Origin of the sequence: Micromonospora sp. NPDC049366, from assembly GCF_044466625.1 — a bacterium.
Lineage (GTDB): Bacteria > Actinomycetota > Actinomycetes > Mycobacteriales > Micromonosporaceae > Micromonospora.
Map to the genome: position 1 here is coordinate 98,860 of NZ_JBITMV010000007.1, position 14,734 is coordinate 113,593.

Annotated in this window: 11 protein-coding genes; 7 read left to right on the plus strand and 4 right to left on the minus strand. The window is 72.4% G+C overall.

Going from position 1 to position 14,734, the window contains the following annotated elements; genetic code table 11:
• Nucleotides 1-68: 68 nt before the first annotated feature.
• Nucleotides 69-2,498, minus strand: a complete 2,430-nt coding sequence (locus ACIBTV_RS12465) for a M14 family zinc carboxypeptidase (protein WP_396704155.1) — start codon at nt 2,496-2,498, stop codon at nt 69-71.
• A 398-nt stretch (nt 2,499-2,896) separates the two neighbouring features.
• On the opposite strand from ACIBTV_RS12465, the gene ACIBTV_RS12470 reads away from it, so the two are divergent.
• A complete protein-coding gene (locus ACIBTV_RS12470; RefSeq protein WP_396704157.1) occupies nt 2,897-3,904 on the plus strand; it encodes a hypothetical protein in 1,008 nt (335 codons plus the stop codon).
• 178 nt (nt 3,905-4,082) lie between these two features.
• Complete coding sequence (locus ACIBTV_RS12475; protein WP_396704158.1) at nt 4,083-4,517, plus strand: hypothetical protein; 435 nt, start codon at nt 4,083-4,085, stop codon at nt 4,515-4,517.
• Between the two features lie 21 nt (nt 4,518-4,538).
• Here ACIBTV_RS12475 and ACIBTV_RS12480 read toward each other — a convergent pair whose 3' ends face one another.
• The gene (locus tag ACIBTV_RS12480) at nt 4,539-5,471 is read right to left on the minus strand and encodes a diacylglycerol/lipid kinase family protein (RefSeq protein WP_396704160.1); all 933 of its coding nucleotides are present in this window, start codon (nt 5,469-5,471) and stop codon (nt 4,539-4,541) included.
• A gap of 76 nt (nt 5,472-5,547) precedes the next feature.
• Nucleotides 5,548-7,461 carry a molecular chaperone HtpG gene (htpG, locus tag ACIBTV_RS12485; RefSeq protein WP_396704434.1) on the minus strand — a complete coding sequence of 638 codons (1,914 nt, stop codon included), beginning with the start codon at nt 7,459-7,461 and terminating at the stop codon, nt 5,548-5,550.
• 165 nt (nt 7,462-7,626) lie between these two features.
• On the opposite strand from htpG, the gene ACIBTV_RS12490 reads away from it, so the two are divergent.
• A complete protein-coding gene (locus ACIBTV_RS12490) occupies nt 7,627-8,112 on the plus strand; it encodes a winged helix-turn-helix transcriptional regulator (protein ID WP_396704162.1) in 486 nt (161 codons plus the stop codon).
• Nucleotides 8,113-8,172: 60 nt separating this feature from the next.
• Complete coding sequence (locus tag ACIBTV_RS12495; protein WP_396704164.1) at nt 8,173-8,874, plus strand: SDR family oxidoreductase; 702 nt, start codon at nt 8,173-8,175, stop codon at nt 8,872-8,874.
• A 99-nt stretch (nt 8,875-8,973) separates the two neighbouring features.
• On the opposite strand, the gene ACIBTV_RS12500 is transcribed toward ACIBTV_RS12495, so the two are convergent.
• Entirely contained in the window at nt 8,974-10,926 is a 1,953-nt protein-coding gene (locus tag ACIBTV_RS12500) for a M28 family peptidase (RefSeq protein ID WP_396704166.1), read from the minus strand.
• Between the two features lie 1,059 nt (nt 10,927-11,985).
• Between ACIBTV_RS12500 and ACIBTV_RS12505 the strand changes: the two genes are divergently transcribed.
• The 3 genes from ACIBTV_RS12505 to ACIBTV_RS12515 all read left to right on the plus strand — a co-directional run bounded on the left by ACIBTV_RS12505 (nt 11,986) and on the right by ACIBTV_RS12515 (nt 14,570).
• On the plus strand, nt 11,986-12,639 hold the full coding sequence (locus ACIBTV_RS12505; RefSeq protein WP_396704167.1) for a C39 family peptidase: 654 nt from the start codon (nt 11,986-11,988) through the stop codon (nt 12,637-12,639).
• Between the two features lie 327 nt (nt 12,640-12,966).
• Entirely contained in the window at nt 12,967-13,860 is an 894-nt protein-coding gene (locus ACIBTV_RS12510; protein WP_396704169.1) for a DUF1996 domain-containing protein, read from the plus strand.
• A 32-nt stretch (nt 13,861-13,892) separates the two neighbouring features.
• Nucleotides 13,893-14,570, plus strand: a complete 678-nt coding sequence (locus tag ACIBTV_RS12515; RefSeq protein ID WP_396704171.1) for a DUF305 domain-containing protein — start codon at nt 13,893-13,895, stop codon at nt 14,568-14,570.
• The last annotated feature ends 164 nt before the right edge of the window (nt 14,571-14,734 follow it).

Here is a 14,734-nt window from a genome sequence, read left to right on the forward strand (position 1 = left end):
CCCGCCCGGTCGGGAACCGGCGGCCACGACGCGGGACGGTGCGCCGCGGCCGCCGGTCGACGGCCGGATCAGCCGGTGGTGAGGACGGCCTGGGCCTTGCGGTAGTTCTTGCCGCGACCGTCGGGCTGGTAGTTCTGCTCGACGTTGCCCGCCGCGTCCACCGAGAACCAGTGGATCCGCGTGCCAGCCGGGACGGTCACCGTCTCGCCGCCCTCCCGGATGCCGGCCGAGCCGTACAGGGTGGACTCGTAGGTCGGCGCGCTGCCGTCGAGGGTGTAGAACACCGCCGCCGGCTCACTGGTCCCGAACGTCACGTTCACCATGCCCGGCGTCGAGCTGGCGGTGACCGTCAGGCCGCTCTCCGGGCGGCTCTTGTCCTTCGCGAAGTCGCGGGCGACCCGCATCAGCTCGACGAGGCCGTTGGAGAACTCCATCGTCTCGGCGTGCGCCTCCTCCCAGTCCGGCTGGAAGGACGTGCCGACCTCGAAGTTCCAGGCGTAGATGCCGTACTTGTACCAGAGCATGTCGCCCGAGTTGCCCGCCGCCGAGTAGAGCACGTCGGAGATCGGGCCGGTGCGCGCCGGCGTGACCGCCATGTTGCGGTGCTGCTTGATGGCGGTCAGGATCCGCGAGGAGGCCCCCCAGAAGAACGACTCCTGGGCGAGGGTCGGGCGCGGCGCCGAGGTGCGGTCCGGCAGGGCGTACGCACCCGGCGACCACATGAAGTAGTTGCCGGACGAGTGCAGGTTCATCGAGAACTTGATGTTCGGGCGGGCCGCCAGCCAGTCGAGGTTCTTGTTCTCCGGCTCGGACAGCTCGCTCGGCCCGGCGTAGGTGCCGCTGGTGCAGCTGGTCGACGCCCCCGAGTAGCCGTCGAAGAGGCTGTACTCGGTGTAGTTGCGGTTGTTGTCGACGCCCCACGAGTCCCGGCCGAGGAAGTCCGCGGAGCCGGTCAACGGGCAGTGGTTGGTCATGTTCTTGCGCTGCGAGTTGAAGTCGTAGAACGAGTAGTGGCCGCCGTCGGGGTTGACCGACGGGGCGATCCAGATGTCCAGGTTGTTCAGCAGTTGCTTGGTCTGGCCGTCGTGCGCGTAGTTACGCAGCAGCCGCTCGGCGGTCTCGACGGCGACCAGCGGCGGCACCCACTCCCGGGCGTGCTCCTGCGCGTACGCGAGCACCCCCGGCTTGGAACCGTCGCGGACCTTGCCGATGCGGATGGCGTACACCGGGTGCGGCTCACGGGAGACGGTGGCCGGCGCGCTGAGGTCGTCGGTGAGCGCGGTCCGCGCCGCCGGCGCGACCACACCGCTGCCCGGGCTGCCCCGATAGGTGTACGCCCGGATCAACGACCCGGCCGCCGAGTTGAGCGCCGCGACCACCTGCGCGGCGGTGCTGGTGACCGCGCCCGAGCCGTCGGTGGCCAGGTCCACCCGGATGGCGGTGCCGGTGACCGTCACGGCCAGGGCGGCGTTGCCGGCGCCCGGGTTGGCGAGTTCGACGGAGATGTCGTTGCCGCCCTGGTGGCCCCAGGCGAGCGAGTCGACGGCGACCCGGCTGTTGTTGGCGGTGCCGAGGACCGCCTGGGCGTGCCGCCGGTAGCCGTTGGTCTTGTACGGCAGCTCGACGATCTCGGCCAGGTTCGGGAACTCGGCGGCAAGCTGCTGGATCCGCGCGTACAGCTCGGTCGGGGTGAGGTAGCTGGTGACGAAGTCCTTCTGGTAGCCGGGCCCCTCGGGGCTGGTCTCCGGGGTGGGCAGCCACTCCTGCACCTTGGCCACGGCCACGTCGCCGGTCGGGCTGGTGATCCGGATGTACTCGGGCCGGCTGGTCACCGAGGCGGCGCCACGGTGGTAGAGGTAGACGCCGGCGTCGACGAAGCGGGAGATGGTCTGCGTCCCGCCGGAGCCGATCGCGGTGCCCGGGCCGCTGTCCCGCTCGACGGTCAGCGTGTCGGCCGCGCTCTGACCCTGCGCCCACTTCGCCTCGACGGAGAGCACCTGCCCGGTGCCCGAGGTGTAGTAGTCCGCGCGAATGATTTTGATGTCGGAGACGTCGGGGGCGGTCGGGTCGGCCGCCGCGGCGGCGAACTCCCGGTTCTCCGCGACGTGCTCGGCGATGGTCGCCTCCCGCTCGGCGATGCGGGCCTGCGCGTCCTGCGGCCGGTGCAGCACCCGGCCGAGGGTGAAGCCGGCGGCGGTCAGCCGCGCGGCCTCGCTGGGCGTGATGACCGCGTGCGCGACGACGCCGTTCTCGGTGCGCTCGACGTGGTGGTCCAGGTCGACGCCGGTCGCGACCAGCGCGTCCAGCTCGGCGGTGCCGGCGAGCTGGACCTCGACGACGTTCGCCGGCTCGCCGGCGACCGGGCCGGGATCGGCGGGCGGGGCCTGCGGCACGGTCGCCGAGGCCGGCGTGACCAGCAGCGCGACGGCCATCGTCGCGGCCAGGCCGGCCGCCATCGGGAGGCGACGTCGCCGCCGCACGGACAAGGGTTTCGGCATGGGTTGTCTGCCCTTCTGGCTACTCGGCCTGACGGCCGACGGAGGTGGCCGAGGGGCGCGCTCGGGGTCTGCGAGCTCCATCCGGTGGGTCGCGGGCGGTCGTTGCGGCAACCGGGCACGCGACACGGTGAACGGGACAGGTGGTGAAAGCCGACCACCGGACGGACGCCGTGGCATCGCCGAAGTGCGACAGCATCCCGTGTTGGTGCGGTGGCGGTCGGTGAACTGAGGCCATCCTCAGCGCCGACAGATCATCTGTCAACCTCCACCGACCCCCGGTCAGCTCGGTCGCCACGTCGGGGCAACCCCCGTGACCCGCCGCGTTCACGGACGGCGCGTGGTGACCGACCTAAGGTTGGCGACGGGGCGCCAACCTCCCCGCCCCGCTGGAGGTGCTCGTGGACCGGCCCGTACTCACCATCGACGAGGTCGCCGCCTGGTCGGGGCCACCGCTGATCCTCTTCGTCGGGATCGACACCGGCGGCTCCCTGGTCCACCAGGTGTTCGGGCGGTGGGCGCGGGAGCTGGGCCAGCCGTGGACCCTGCGCGGGGTCGACCTGCCGCCGGACACGCCGCCGACGACGTACCGCCGTCTCGTGCGGGCCATGCGGGACAACCCGGCGGTGCGGGGTGGGATCGTCACCGCGCACAAGCTCCGCATTCACCGCGCCTGCGCCGGTGAACTGGACGGCGCCGACCGGCTCGTCGGCCTCACCCACGAGGTGAACACCCTCGCCACGGCCGACGGGGCCGTCACCGCGTACGCCCGCGACGCGGTCTCCCTGGCCCGCGTCCTGCCGCGTCTGCTGACGCACAGTTCCGCCCGCGACCGCACCGGGTTGCACGTCCTCTGCCTCGGCGCCGGCGGCGCGGCGACCGCGCTGCTGCTCACGCTGCACCTCGACATCGACGCCGTCGCGGGCGCCCGGGGCCCCGTCGACCCGCCGGCGCGGATCACGTTCACCGACACCCGTCCCGAGGCGCTCGACGACCTGCGGCGCGTCGCCGAGCGCGCCGGCGTCGCGAACGCGCGGCTGTCGTACGTGCCGGTCGGCGCACCGGCCGACCACGACGCCCTGCTCGCCGACCTGCCCACCCCGGCGCTGGTGGTCAACGCGACCGGCCTGGGCAAGGACGCGCCGGGCAGCCCACTCACCGACGCCGCGCCGCTGAGCCCCGACACGGTGGCCTGGGACCTCAACTACCGCGGCGACCTCACCTTCCTGCGGCAGGCCGTCGAGGCGGGGGCGCACCCGGTGGACGGCTGGGACTACTTCGTGGCCGGCTGGGCCGGTGGGCTGACCGCCGTCGCCGGGATTCCGCTCACCGGTGAGCTGCTGGCCCGGCTCGCCGACGCCGCGGCCGCGCACCGCCCGCACCTCGCCGGCAGCACGACGTCCCGGTAGTCGCACCCGGCGACCGACCTCGCCGACGTCGCGCGTGGCCGCCGGTAGCCGCCGCCCGGGTTTGCCGGCGCGGGTCGGGGGAAGACCCGCGCGACCGGGGCGGCCGCACCGAGGGACCCGCCGCGCCCGGCGTCCGGCGACGCTGACCGTGCCGGGGCACACCGGAGGAGGAGCGAGGATGACCGCAGGCAGGAGCGCCGTACCGGCGGGCAGCCGACCGACCGGGGCCCGCAAGTCCACCGGGGCGAAGAAAGCCCCGATGAGCCGGAAGGCGGCCGCGAAGAAGGTCGCCACCGCGACCAAGCGGGCCAGCGGGGCGAGCGCGGCGAAGAGTCCGGGCGGAAAGCCCACCGCGACCACCGCGCGGGTCGCGCGGAAGAAGGACACCGCGGCGACCACCGCCACGCCGACCCGCAAACCGACCGCGAAGGCGGCCACGGCGAAGAACGCCCCGCCGAAGAAGGCGACGGCGACCCGGGCGGCGACGAAGAAGGCCGCGGCGAAGAAGGCGGCACCGGCCCGCGCGCGTACCACGTCCGCCACGCGGGCACCGGCGAAGAAGGCGACCACGATGGAGTCCTTCGGCAACCGGCGTACGCCCCGCAAGGCCTGACCCGGGCGGGGCGCGGGCCGGTCAGGCGGTCGGCTCCGGGCAGCAGACGGTCAGCGCACCGGGCACCGACCGCACCTTGAGCTTGCGGACCGCGCCGCGCGCGCCGCCGTCCAGCTCGTACGTGCGTGGCGCGGCGAAGCGGACCGTCACCTTGCGGCCCCGGGTGATCCGGACGAAAGGTGACTCCTCCGACCGGCCGGCGGCCATCCGGCTCAGGGTGCGGGCCCAGTCGATCGCCCCGTTGGCCGTCGACACCCCCACCTCCAGGCACCCGTCGTCCGGGCGGGCGTCGTCGAAGGCCGGGATGCCGCCGGTGATCGTGCCGACGTTGCCGAACAGCACGCAGCTCGCCTCGCCTTCGAACCAGGTGCTGCCGTCCACCCGGATCCGGGTCGACACCAGTTCGCCGCGCACGTGCCGCAGTCCCGTCCAGACGTACGCCAGCCGGCCGAAGCGGCCCTTGAGGTCCCGGTCCGCCTCACGGATCAGGTCGCCGTCGAAGCCGGCCCCGGCCATCACCGCGAAGTGCTCGCCGTTGACCCGGCCGAGGTCGAGCCGGCGGCGCCGGCCGTGCAGGCCGATCCGCACCGCCTCCGCCAGGTCCTCGGGGATGCCGAGGTTGGCGGCGAAGAGGTTCGCGGTGCCGGCGGGCAGGATCGCCATCGGGGTGCCCGAGCCGGCGAGCGTGTCCGCGCAGCGCTGCACCATGCCGTCCCCGCCCCAGACGAAGACCAGCTCGGCGCCCTTCTGCACCGCCTTGCGGACCTTCTTCGGCGCCTTGCGGCTCTTGGGCACCTCGTACCAGAGCAGGTCGTCCACGCCGGCGCCGGCGAGGGTGGCGCGCAGCTCGTCGAGGCCGCCGCCGAGACTCTTGCGGCGGTGGGCGACGACCGCGACCGTGCCCAGCCGGGCGGTGGCGGTGGGGGGCGTCGTGGGAGCGGTGCTCGTGCTCATGGCCGCCGGTGTTACCCAGACCGCCGCCCGTCCACGCCTGGGCCGGTGGGAGGCACCCACCGGCCCGGGCGGTGGATCAGAGGGTACGGGCGAGCCGGTCGGCGAGGATCCGGGTGAACCGGGACGGATCGTTCAACTCGCCACCCTCGGCGAGCAGCGCCATCCCGTACAGCAGCTCGGCGGTCTCCCGCAGCTCGGCCTGCTCGCCGCCCTGCTCGTGCGCCTTGCGCAGGCCGGACACCAGCGGGTGGCCCGGGTTCAGCTCGAGGATCCGCTTCACCGACGGCACCTCGTGGCCCATGGCCCGGTACATCTTCTCCAGCGTCGGCGTGAGGTCGTGGGCGTCGCCGACGACGCACGCCGGCGAGGTGGTCAGCCGTGACGACAGCCGGACCTCCTTCACGCTGTCGGCCAGGGCGCCGCCCATCCACGTCAACAGCTCGGCGAAGTCCTGCCGCTGCTGCTCCCGCTCGGTCTCGGCCTCCTTGCGCTCCTCGTCGGTGTCCAGGTCGACCTGGCCCTTGGCGATCGAGCGCAGCGGCTTGCCGTCGTACTCGCCGACCCGCTCGACCCACACCTCGTCGACCGGGTCGGTGAGCAGCAGCACCTCGTGGCCCTTGGCGCGGAACGCCTCCATGTGCGGGGAGTTCTCCAGCATCGCGCGGGACTCACCGGTGAGGTACCAGATGTCGCTCTGGCCGTCCTTCATCCGCTCGACGTAGCCGCGCAGGTCGGTCGGCTCGGCCGGGTCGTGGGTGGACGCGACGCTCACCAGGTCCAGGAGGGTGTCCCGGTTCTCGGTGTCGTCGATCAGGCCCTCCTTGACCACCGCGCCGAACTCCGTCCAGAAGGTCCGGTAGCGCTCGGCGTGGTTGGCCTTGAGGTCCTTGACCGTCGCGAGGATCTTCTTGACCAGGCGGCGGCGGACGACCTGGATCTGCCGGTCCTGCTGGAGGATCTCCCGGGAGATGTTCAGCGACAGGTCGTGCGCGTCCACCACGCCCTTGACGAAGCGCAGGTAGCCCGGCATCAGCGCCTCGCAGTCGTCCATGATGAAGACGCGCTTGACGTAGAGCTGGACGCCGCGACGGCCCTGCGGGGCGAAGAGGTCCAGGGGCGCGTGCGACGGGATGAACAGCAGCGCCTCGTACTCGAAGGTGCCCTCGCCCCGCATGTGCACGATCTCCAGCGGATCGGCCCAGTCGTGGCTGACGTGCTTGTAGAACTCGTGGTACTCCGCCTCGTCGACCTCGTCACGCGGACGCGCCCACAGGGCCTTCATCGAGTTGAGCGTCTGCGTCTCGGCGGTGGTGGCGCCGTCCTCGCCGGGCCGCTCGACGGTCATCCGGATCGGCCAGGCGATGAAGTCGGAGTAGCGCTTGACGATCTCCCGGAGCGTCCACTCGGCCGTGTAGTCGTGCAGGTTGTCCTCGGTGTCGGCCGGCTTGAGGTGCAGGGTCACTGCGGTGCCCTGCGGGGCCTCGTCGACCGCCTCGACCGAGTACGTGCCCTCGCCGGTGGAGGACCAGCGGGTGCCGGTCTCCTCGCCCGCCTTGCGGGTCACCAGCTCCACCCGGTCGGCCACCATGAACGCGGCGTAGAAGCCGACGCCGAACTGGCCGATCAGCTCCTGGGACGCGGCGGCGTCGGCGGACTCCCGCATCGTCCGCAGCAGCTCGGCCGTGCCGGACTTGGCGATGGTGCCGATCACCGAGACGACCTCGTCGCGGGTCATGCCGATGCCGTTGTCCCGGACCGTCAGGGTGCGTGCGTCGCGGTCGACCTCGATCTGGATGTGCAGGTCGGAGGTGTCGACGTCGAGGTCCTTGTCGACCATCGAGGCCAGGCGCAGCTTGTCCAGCGCGTCCGAGGCGTTCGAGATCAACTCACGGAGGAAGACGTCCTTGTTCGAGTAGATCGAGTGGACCATCAGCTGGAGCAGCTGACGCGCCTCGGCCTGGAACTCCAACGTCTCGACCCGGTTGCCCAACACCGTCTCCCTTCTCCTCGCATGGGGGGTTCGCGCACAGGATACGAGCCGTCACTGCCGCCGCCCGCGCCGGCATCCGGCGTCCTATTCCCGCTCACGGCACGTCCGGTGGAGTGAGGTAGCTGACTTTGCTGTTCCTAAGTCAGCCTCGGTAGCGTGGCCGGCATGACGGACTACCTCGCCGACCGGGACGCCTGGCTGACGACCAACTGCTCCATCGCCCGGACGCTGGACGTGGTCGGCAACCGCTCGACGCTCCTGCTGCTGCGCGAGGCGTCGATGGGCACCCGACGCTTCGACCAGTTCGCCGCCCGGGTGGGCATCAGCGAGCCGGTCGCCGCCGCCCGCCTCAAGCAGCTCGTCGCCGACGGGCTGCTGGAACGGCGCCCCTACCGGGAGCCCGGCCAGCGAACCCGGGACGAGTACGTCCTCACCGACAAGGGCGCCCAACTCGTGCCCGTCCTGGTCGCGCTGCGGCAGTGGGGCGACACCTGGGCGGCCGACGAAGCCGGCCCGTCCGTGCGCGTCGAGCACCACGACTGCGGCGCCGAGGTCCACGCGGTGCTGCGGTGCGCCGCCGGGCACGACGTGGCAGCGGACGGCATCGACGTACGACCGGGGCCGGGCGCACTCCGCGCGGACCGGACCTGACTCTCCGCGGACGGCGACCGCCGACCCCCGCAAACCTTGCGAACAACCAGGAGCACACGCATGAAGATCGCCGGAAGCACCGCCCTCGTCACCGGAGCCAACCGCGGCTTCGGCCGACACCTCGCCGCCGAACTCGTCGCGCGGGGCGCGACCGTCTACGCCGCCGCGCGCCGGCCGGAGACCATCGACCTGCCCGGAGTCACGCCGGTCCGCCTGGACATCACCGACCCCGCCTCGGTCGCCGCGGCCGCCGCCCTCGCCAACGACGTGACCCTGCTGGTCAACAACGCCGGCACCGACACGCACGCCGACGTGCTCGACGCCGACCACCTGGACCGGGTCCGGCTGGAGATGGAGACGCACTACTTCGGCACGCTGTCCATGGTGCAGGCGTTCGCGCCCGTCATCGCCGGCAACGGCGGCGGATCGATCCTCAACATCCTCTCCGTGCTGTCATGGATCAGCCTTCCCGCCTCCGGCGCGTACAGCGCCGCCAAGTCGGCCGAGTGGGCGCTCACCAACGCCCTGCGGGGCAAGCTCGCCGAGCAGAACGTCCGCGTCGCCGGCCTGCACGTCGGCTACATGGACACCGACATGGCCGCCCACGTCACCCAGCCGAAGTCCGACCCGGCCGAGATCGCCAGGATCGCGGTGGACGCGATCGAGGCGGACGCGTACGAGGTCGTCGCCGACGACATCAGCCGAAAGGTGCAGGCGGGGCTGGCCGGCGGCGTCGCCGCCCTCTACCCGAACCTGCCCTGACACTCCGCGCCACGCAGGATGCCCGACCCCGACCACGTCGGGGTCGGGCGGCTGTCGTCGGGGCGGGGTGGGCGCGACAGCCACCCCGCCCCGCCTCCCTCAGCTCGCCTGGAGCGTCACGTCGTCGATCACGAAGCTGGTCTGGAGCGACGCGTCCTCGACACCGGTGAACGTCAGCGTCAGCGTCTGCCCCGCGTACGCCCCCACGTTCAGCGTGCGCTGCTGATAGCCGGCGGCGGCGTCGAGGTTGGACCACGTCACCAGCGTCGTGGTGCCGAGCCGGACGGTCAGCCGGTCGTACGCGGTCGACGTGGTCGTCTCCGCCGTGTCGATGTGCAACCAGAACGACAGCGTCGAGGCGGAGCAGCCGGCCGGCAGCGTCACCGACTGGCTCAGCGTGTCGGTGCGGCTGCGCCCGTACCCGTCGAGCCACGCCTTGTAGGAGCCGGTCCGCGCCGGCTGGCTCGACGAATTGGTGATCACGCCGGAGCTGGCCGTCCACGGGCTGGCGCCGCTCTCGAAGCCGCCGTTGCCGATCAGCTGCCCACCCGCGCAGCCACCCGTACCGGTCACCGTGAGCGTGTACGTCGCCGACCGGGTCACCGAACCGGTGCCCGTCACGGTGAGGGTGAACGTCCCGGTCGCCGCCGACGCCGACGCCGACATGGTCATCGTCGCCGACCCACCCGAGGTCACCGACGAGGGGCTGAACGAGACGGTCACCCCGCTGGGCGCACCCGACGCCGACAGCGCCACGGACTGCGCCGACCCCGCGGTGGTGGCGGTGCTGACCGCCGCCGTACGGGAGCCGCCCCGCGCGACACTGCCCGAGGTGGGGCTCAGCGCGAGAGAGAAGTCGTTGCCGGGGGTGCCGGTGCTGACCGCGAGCTGCCAGATGGCGTACGCGACACCGTCCGCGGCCCGGTTCAGCACGGTCGCGCTGACGTTGGCCGTGGTGTCGCAGGAGCGGTGATAGCACGGGTCGTACGCCGAGTTGGCCGTGCCGCCCCACTTGGTCGCCTGCGCGCTCGTCTTGCGGGCGCTGGCGCCGGCCGCGTACCCGGAGGTGGGGATGCCGGCCTGCTGGAACGAGTAGTCGTCGGAGCGGCCCTGACCCTCGACGTTCTCCTCCGGCTGCAACCCCAACGAATCCCAGTACGCCTTCAGCGGCGCCGCGGTGGTCGAGGTGATCCGGTTGATGAAGTACCCGCCGTTGGTCGACCCGACCATGTCGAAGTTGTAGTAGCCCTTGATGTAGCCGCGCTGGGTCGAGGTGAGCGAGTTGACGTAGAACCGCGACCCGTTGAGCCCCTGCTCCTCATCCGTCCACCAGGCGAACCGCACCCGTTTCGTCATCGTCGGGTTCTGCTGCGCCAGCACCAGCGCGTTCTCCAACAGTGACGCCGAGCCGGTAGCGTTGTCGTTGATGCCCGGCCCCGCCGACACGCCGTCCAGGTGCGCCCCGAACATAACCACCTGATCGGCCGGACCACCCGGCCACTCGGCGATCAGGTTGTTCGACGGGTACGTGCAGGACGAGCAGTACTGCTCGGAGACCGTGTAACCGGCCGCCTGGAGGCGGCTCTTCACGTAGGTCAGCGACGCCGTGTAACCGGCCGAACCGGCGCGACGGTTGCCGCCGTTGCTACTGGCGATGCTGCCGAACTGGGCCAGGTGGGCCTGCACGTTCGCGACGGCGATGTCCGGCGCCGCCAGCGCGACCGCGTTCGCCGCGGCGGAGGCGTACGCCGGCGCCGCGGCGTAGGCGCCGAGCCCGGCCCCACCGGCATCCGCCTCGGCAGCGGCGGCGTTCCGCTTGGCCGCAGCGGCGTATTGCTCGCCAGCAGCGGCGTTCCGCTCGGCCGCGGCGGCGTCTTGCTCGCTCGCGGCGGCGTCTTGCTCGCTGACGATCGGCTCAGCCGGGGCGGCGATCGACCGCGCGCCGGCCGCGCTCGCGGGCGGGGACGCCACCGCCGGGTGGGCGGCCAACGCCACCGCCAGTGCGGTGGACACGACGAGTGCGACACGCACATCGGATGTGCTGCGTCTCATGGAGACTCCTCGGATGTCGGAGGAACCTAGACAATGACATATGTCAATGAGACGCGGCACCGGTCGTTCGTCCGGAACCACGCCGGTTCGGCGACCGCGAGACACACCCCTCCGCCGCCCGCGAGCCGCCAGGCCCCTCCACATGCCGCCCGATGGCGGTGATCCACTCCGAATCCCGAACACCGGGGTCTCCCCACACCCGAACACCCCGCCACCCTGAAACCCGAGTCGATCACTCCCCGCGCACACCCCCGCACCACGCGGGCGGAGGCACCGCGCGCGGCTGAGGTGCGCGGAGAACCCGCACCCGCACCCGCACCCGCACCCGCACCCGCACCCGCACCCGGCGATCATGCAGTTGTGGTGCCCGGAACGGGCACATTCGCGCCCTTCGTGAGGCACCACAACTGCATGATCAACGCCGGTCACCAGCCGGAGCGGTCGTCCGGCCAGACGGGCCAGTAGATCTTGGTAAGTTGTGGCCCCCAGAGGGGCACTAATCGTCCAAGATCCGCGAGCGCCCTCCGCGTCGACCGTTCCGCGCGTGCCTCGTGTCCGGTTTTGGGTGGGTGGGGTGTCCGGGTTTGGGGGTTCGGGTCCCGTGGGCGGGGCCACCCTGGGGACGGAATCGTGGGCCCGGCCGGGTCGTTGAACATGGCATGCCGCGCGGCCCCGAGCCGCCGGCCCCGCCGGACCACCGGCCGACCCGGCCGACCGGACCCCCGTCCAGGCCACCGGCCCGGATCCGGGAATCACCGGCCCACCCCGGTCGTTGAACACTCCCGACGCCACGAGCCCCCGGCCGTGACCGTCACCGACCGACCGGCCCCGGGAATCACCGGCCCACCCCGGTCGTTGCACCCCCGACGCCGCCAGCCCCACAGGCGCGGCCGTCACCGACCGACCGGCCCCGGGAATCACCCGCCCAGCCCGGTCGTTGCACACCCCCGGAGCCACCAGACAGGCCACACCGCCGCCGGACTCCACCCCCCGAATCTCTCCCGGCACCCGCCCCCCCTTGCGGGCCGCCGCGCACCCCCGAACAGAGAGGCACACACCATGCGTACCGATCTGATCCGCAAGACCGTCCTCACCGCAGCCGGAATCGCCGCCGCCGGCGGCGGCATCGCCGGCCCCGCCATCGCCGCCCACGCCGCCGAGGCCAAGCCCACCAGCCAGGTCCAGGACCGCAAGAACACCGGCGGCGAGCGTGAACTCAACGTCCGCTACGAAGCCCAGCCCAACTTCTACTACTGCGGCCCCGCCGCCACCCGCAACGCCCTCTCCGTCCAGGGCAAGGACATCAACGTCGACGCCATGGCCAAGGAAATGGGCACCACCGAAGCCGGCACCAACTCCATCAACGACATCACCCCCGTCCTGAACAAGGAAACCGGCAGCAACGCCTACCACTCGGTGGAGATCTCCAACCCCAACGCCAACGACAAGCAGACCGACAAGCTGCGCCAGGACATCGTCCGCACCATCAACGACGGACGCGCCGTCGTCGCCAACATCGCCGGCACCACCACCGACACCGACGGCAACACCCACTCCTTCGAAGGCGGCCACTACATCAGCGTCATCGGCTACCGCGACGACGGACACACCGTCACCATCGCCGACAGCGCCGACCCCAACATGGCCTCCTACCGAGTCAGCGTCGACAACCTCGCCGACTGGATCGCCACCCGCGGCTACTCCACCAACTGACCCCAAACAGCACCACAGCAGAAACCGACAGGGCCGGCCCCCACCACGGGGGCCGGCCCTTCGTCGTGTCCGGGTCCGCCGGACAGCCGGCCCGTCCGGCTCAACCCGCCGTCGTCGCCGAGCCGGCCATCGCACGCGACCGCCGGCCTGACGCCCCCGGCCGGGAGGCGCGTATTTCACCAACCGGACACGTATTGACAATCGTCGACGTCAGTCGGAGGCTGAGCGTGAGAGCGCTCTCCCACCACCACTCCAGCCAGGGACCTCCGTACGCCTTCGGCGGCGGCGACGGACCGCACCCTGGCCCGCCCCGACAGGAGTCACGAGATGGACAGGGCCGCACCCCTATCCGGCATCCGCCACCGGTTCCGCGTCGCCGCGGCGATCGGCGCTCTGCTGGTGCTCCTCGGCACCTACCTCACGTCCACCACCGCTCGGGCCGACGCCGACCCGGGCCCCACCGTCATCCGGGTCGCCGAGTTCCCGGCCGACTGCACGTACAGCCACCGCCTGCCGGACGACCCGATCATCTTTCCCGGGCTGCCCGGCGCCTCGCACATGCACAGCTTCTTCGGCGCCACGGTGACGAACGCCCACACCACGCTCCCCGCCCTGGTGACCTCGCCGACCACCTGCAATCCACGGGTCGACGTCTCGTCGTACTGGGTGCCGACGCTCTACAACAACAACGTGCCGGTGGAGCCGGCGATCTCCACGTTCTACTACCTCGGTGAGGGCGTACGCGCCGACGTCGTCGCGAACACCCAGCCGCTCCCGCTGGGGCTGCGCATCGTCGCCGGCAACGCCCGGGCCACCGGGCCGAACGACAGCATCGCCCGCTGGTCGTGCCTGCACGCCGGGCACGTTCCGCCGTCGAAGAACTTCGTCACCTGCCCGGCCGGCACGATGCTGGAGTCGTACCTGGACTTCCCGCAGTGCTGGAACGGCCGCGACCTGGACTCGCCGGACCACAAGAGCCACATGGCCTACCCGGTGAACCAGGCCTGCCCGTCGACGCACCCGGTGCACGTGCCGAAGCTGCGCCAGGTGCTGCGCTATCCGGTCAGCGGTGACCCGGCGCAGTTCCGGCTGGCCTCCGGACCGGGCTACACGATGCACGGCGACTTCTTCAACGCCTGGCCGGTCGCGGAGATGGAGCGTCGCGTCCGCGACTGCATCCGCCCGGTCGTCAAGTGCGGGCACGACGGACGACCGCTCTGACCCGACGTCCCCTGCGTCAGGGAGCGGGCCCGATGGCATGGGGCCCGCTCCCGCCGGGCGGAGAGGAGACCAGCGTGCGCGCGGCGATCACCGTACCGTCGCTGCTGCTCGTCGCGGCGCTGCTCGTCGCGGGCTGCGCGACGGGCGCGGGGCCGCCCACCCCGGCCGCGACGAACGCCGACGGCGCGACGGCCGCCGGCGCACCGGCGGCGACCCCATCCGGCGGTACGACGAGTCCGGCGTTCAGCCCCACTGACGTCGCCTGGCTGCAGTTGACGGTGGCGATGGCCGAGCGGCTGCTGCCGGTGCTCGCCCTGGCGGCGGAGCGCACCACCGACCCGGCCTGGCGACGGCTCGCCGCCGAGGTCGCGGACGCGCACCGCGCCGACCTGGCCCGCGCCCGAGGGCTGCTGGCCGAGTCGGGCGCACCGGCGAGCAACCCGCACGAGGGTCATGACATGCCGGGCATGGTCACCGCGGAGCAGCTGACGGCGCTGCGCGCCGCGACCGGGGGGCGGTTCGAGCGGCTGGTCGCCGAGTACCTGCGCGCGCACCTGACCCAGGCCGTGCGGATCGCCCGCGCCGAGCAGCGGGGCGGCGGCAACCCGGCGGCGATGGCGCTCGCCGCGCGGGTGGTCCGCGACGGCAGCGCCGAACTCGCCCGACTCGCCCGGCTCGCCCCGGCACCGGCGACCACGCCCACCGGCTGAGCTTCCCGCCGCGCCGCGCACGACGGGTCGGCCCGGTCCCCGCAGGCGATCCAGTGGGTCAGCCACCGCCGGGCCAGCCACCGCCGAGGACGGCCGGCCACCACAAGGGTCGCCGTCAAGGACAGCCACCGCCGAGGGCAGCCACCCGTCAAGGACAGCCACCT

Bases quoted from the DNA above. Each gene is read 5' to 3' on its own strand.
- ACIBTV_RS12465 (WP_396704155.1), bottom strand. From the start codon at position 2,498: ATGCCGAAACCCTTGTCCGTGCGGCGGCGACGTCGCCTCCCGATGGCG.
- ACIBTV_RS12475 (WP_396704158.1), top strand. From the start codon at position 4,083: ATGACCGCAGGCAGGAGCGCCGTACCGGCGGGCAGCCGACCGACCGGG.
- ACIBTV_RS12480 (WP_396704160.1), bottom strand. From the start codon at position 5,471: ATGAGCACGAGCACCGCTCCCACGACGCCCCCCACCGCCACCGCCCGG.
- ACIBTV_RS12490 (WP_396704162.1), top strand. From the start codon at position 7,627: ATGACGGACTACCTCGCCGACCGGGACGCCTGGCTGACGACCAACTGC.
- ACIBTV_RS12495 (WP_396704164.1), top strand. From the start codon at position 8,173: ATGAAGATCGCCGGAAGCACCGCCCTCGTCACCGGAGCCAACCGCGGC.
- ACIBTV_RS12500 (WP_396704166.1), bottom strand. From the start codon at position 10,926: ATGAGACGCAGCACATCCGATGTGCGTGTCGCACTCGTCGTGTCCACC.
- ACIBTV_RS12505 (WP_396704167.1), top strand. From the start codon at position 11,986: ATGCGTACCGATCTGATCCGCAAGACCGTCCTCACCGCAGCCGGAATC.
- ACIBTV_RS12510 (WP_396704169.1), top strand. From the start codon at position 12,967: ATGGACAGGGCCGCACCCCTATCCGGCATCCGCCACCGGTTCCGCGTC.
- ACIBTV_RS12515 (WP_396704171.1), top strand. From the start codon at position 13,893: ATGGCATGGGGCCCGCTCCCGCCGGGCGGAGAGGAGACCAGCGTGCGC.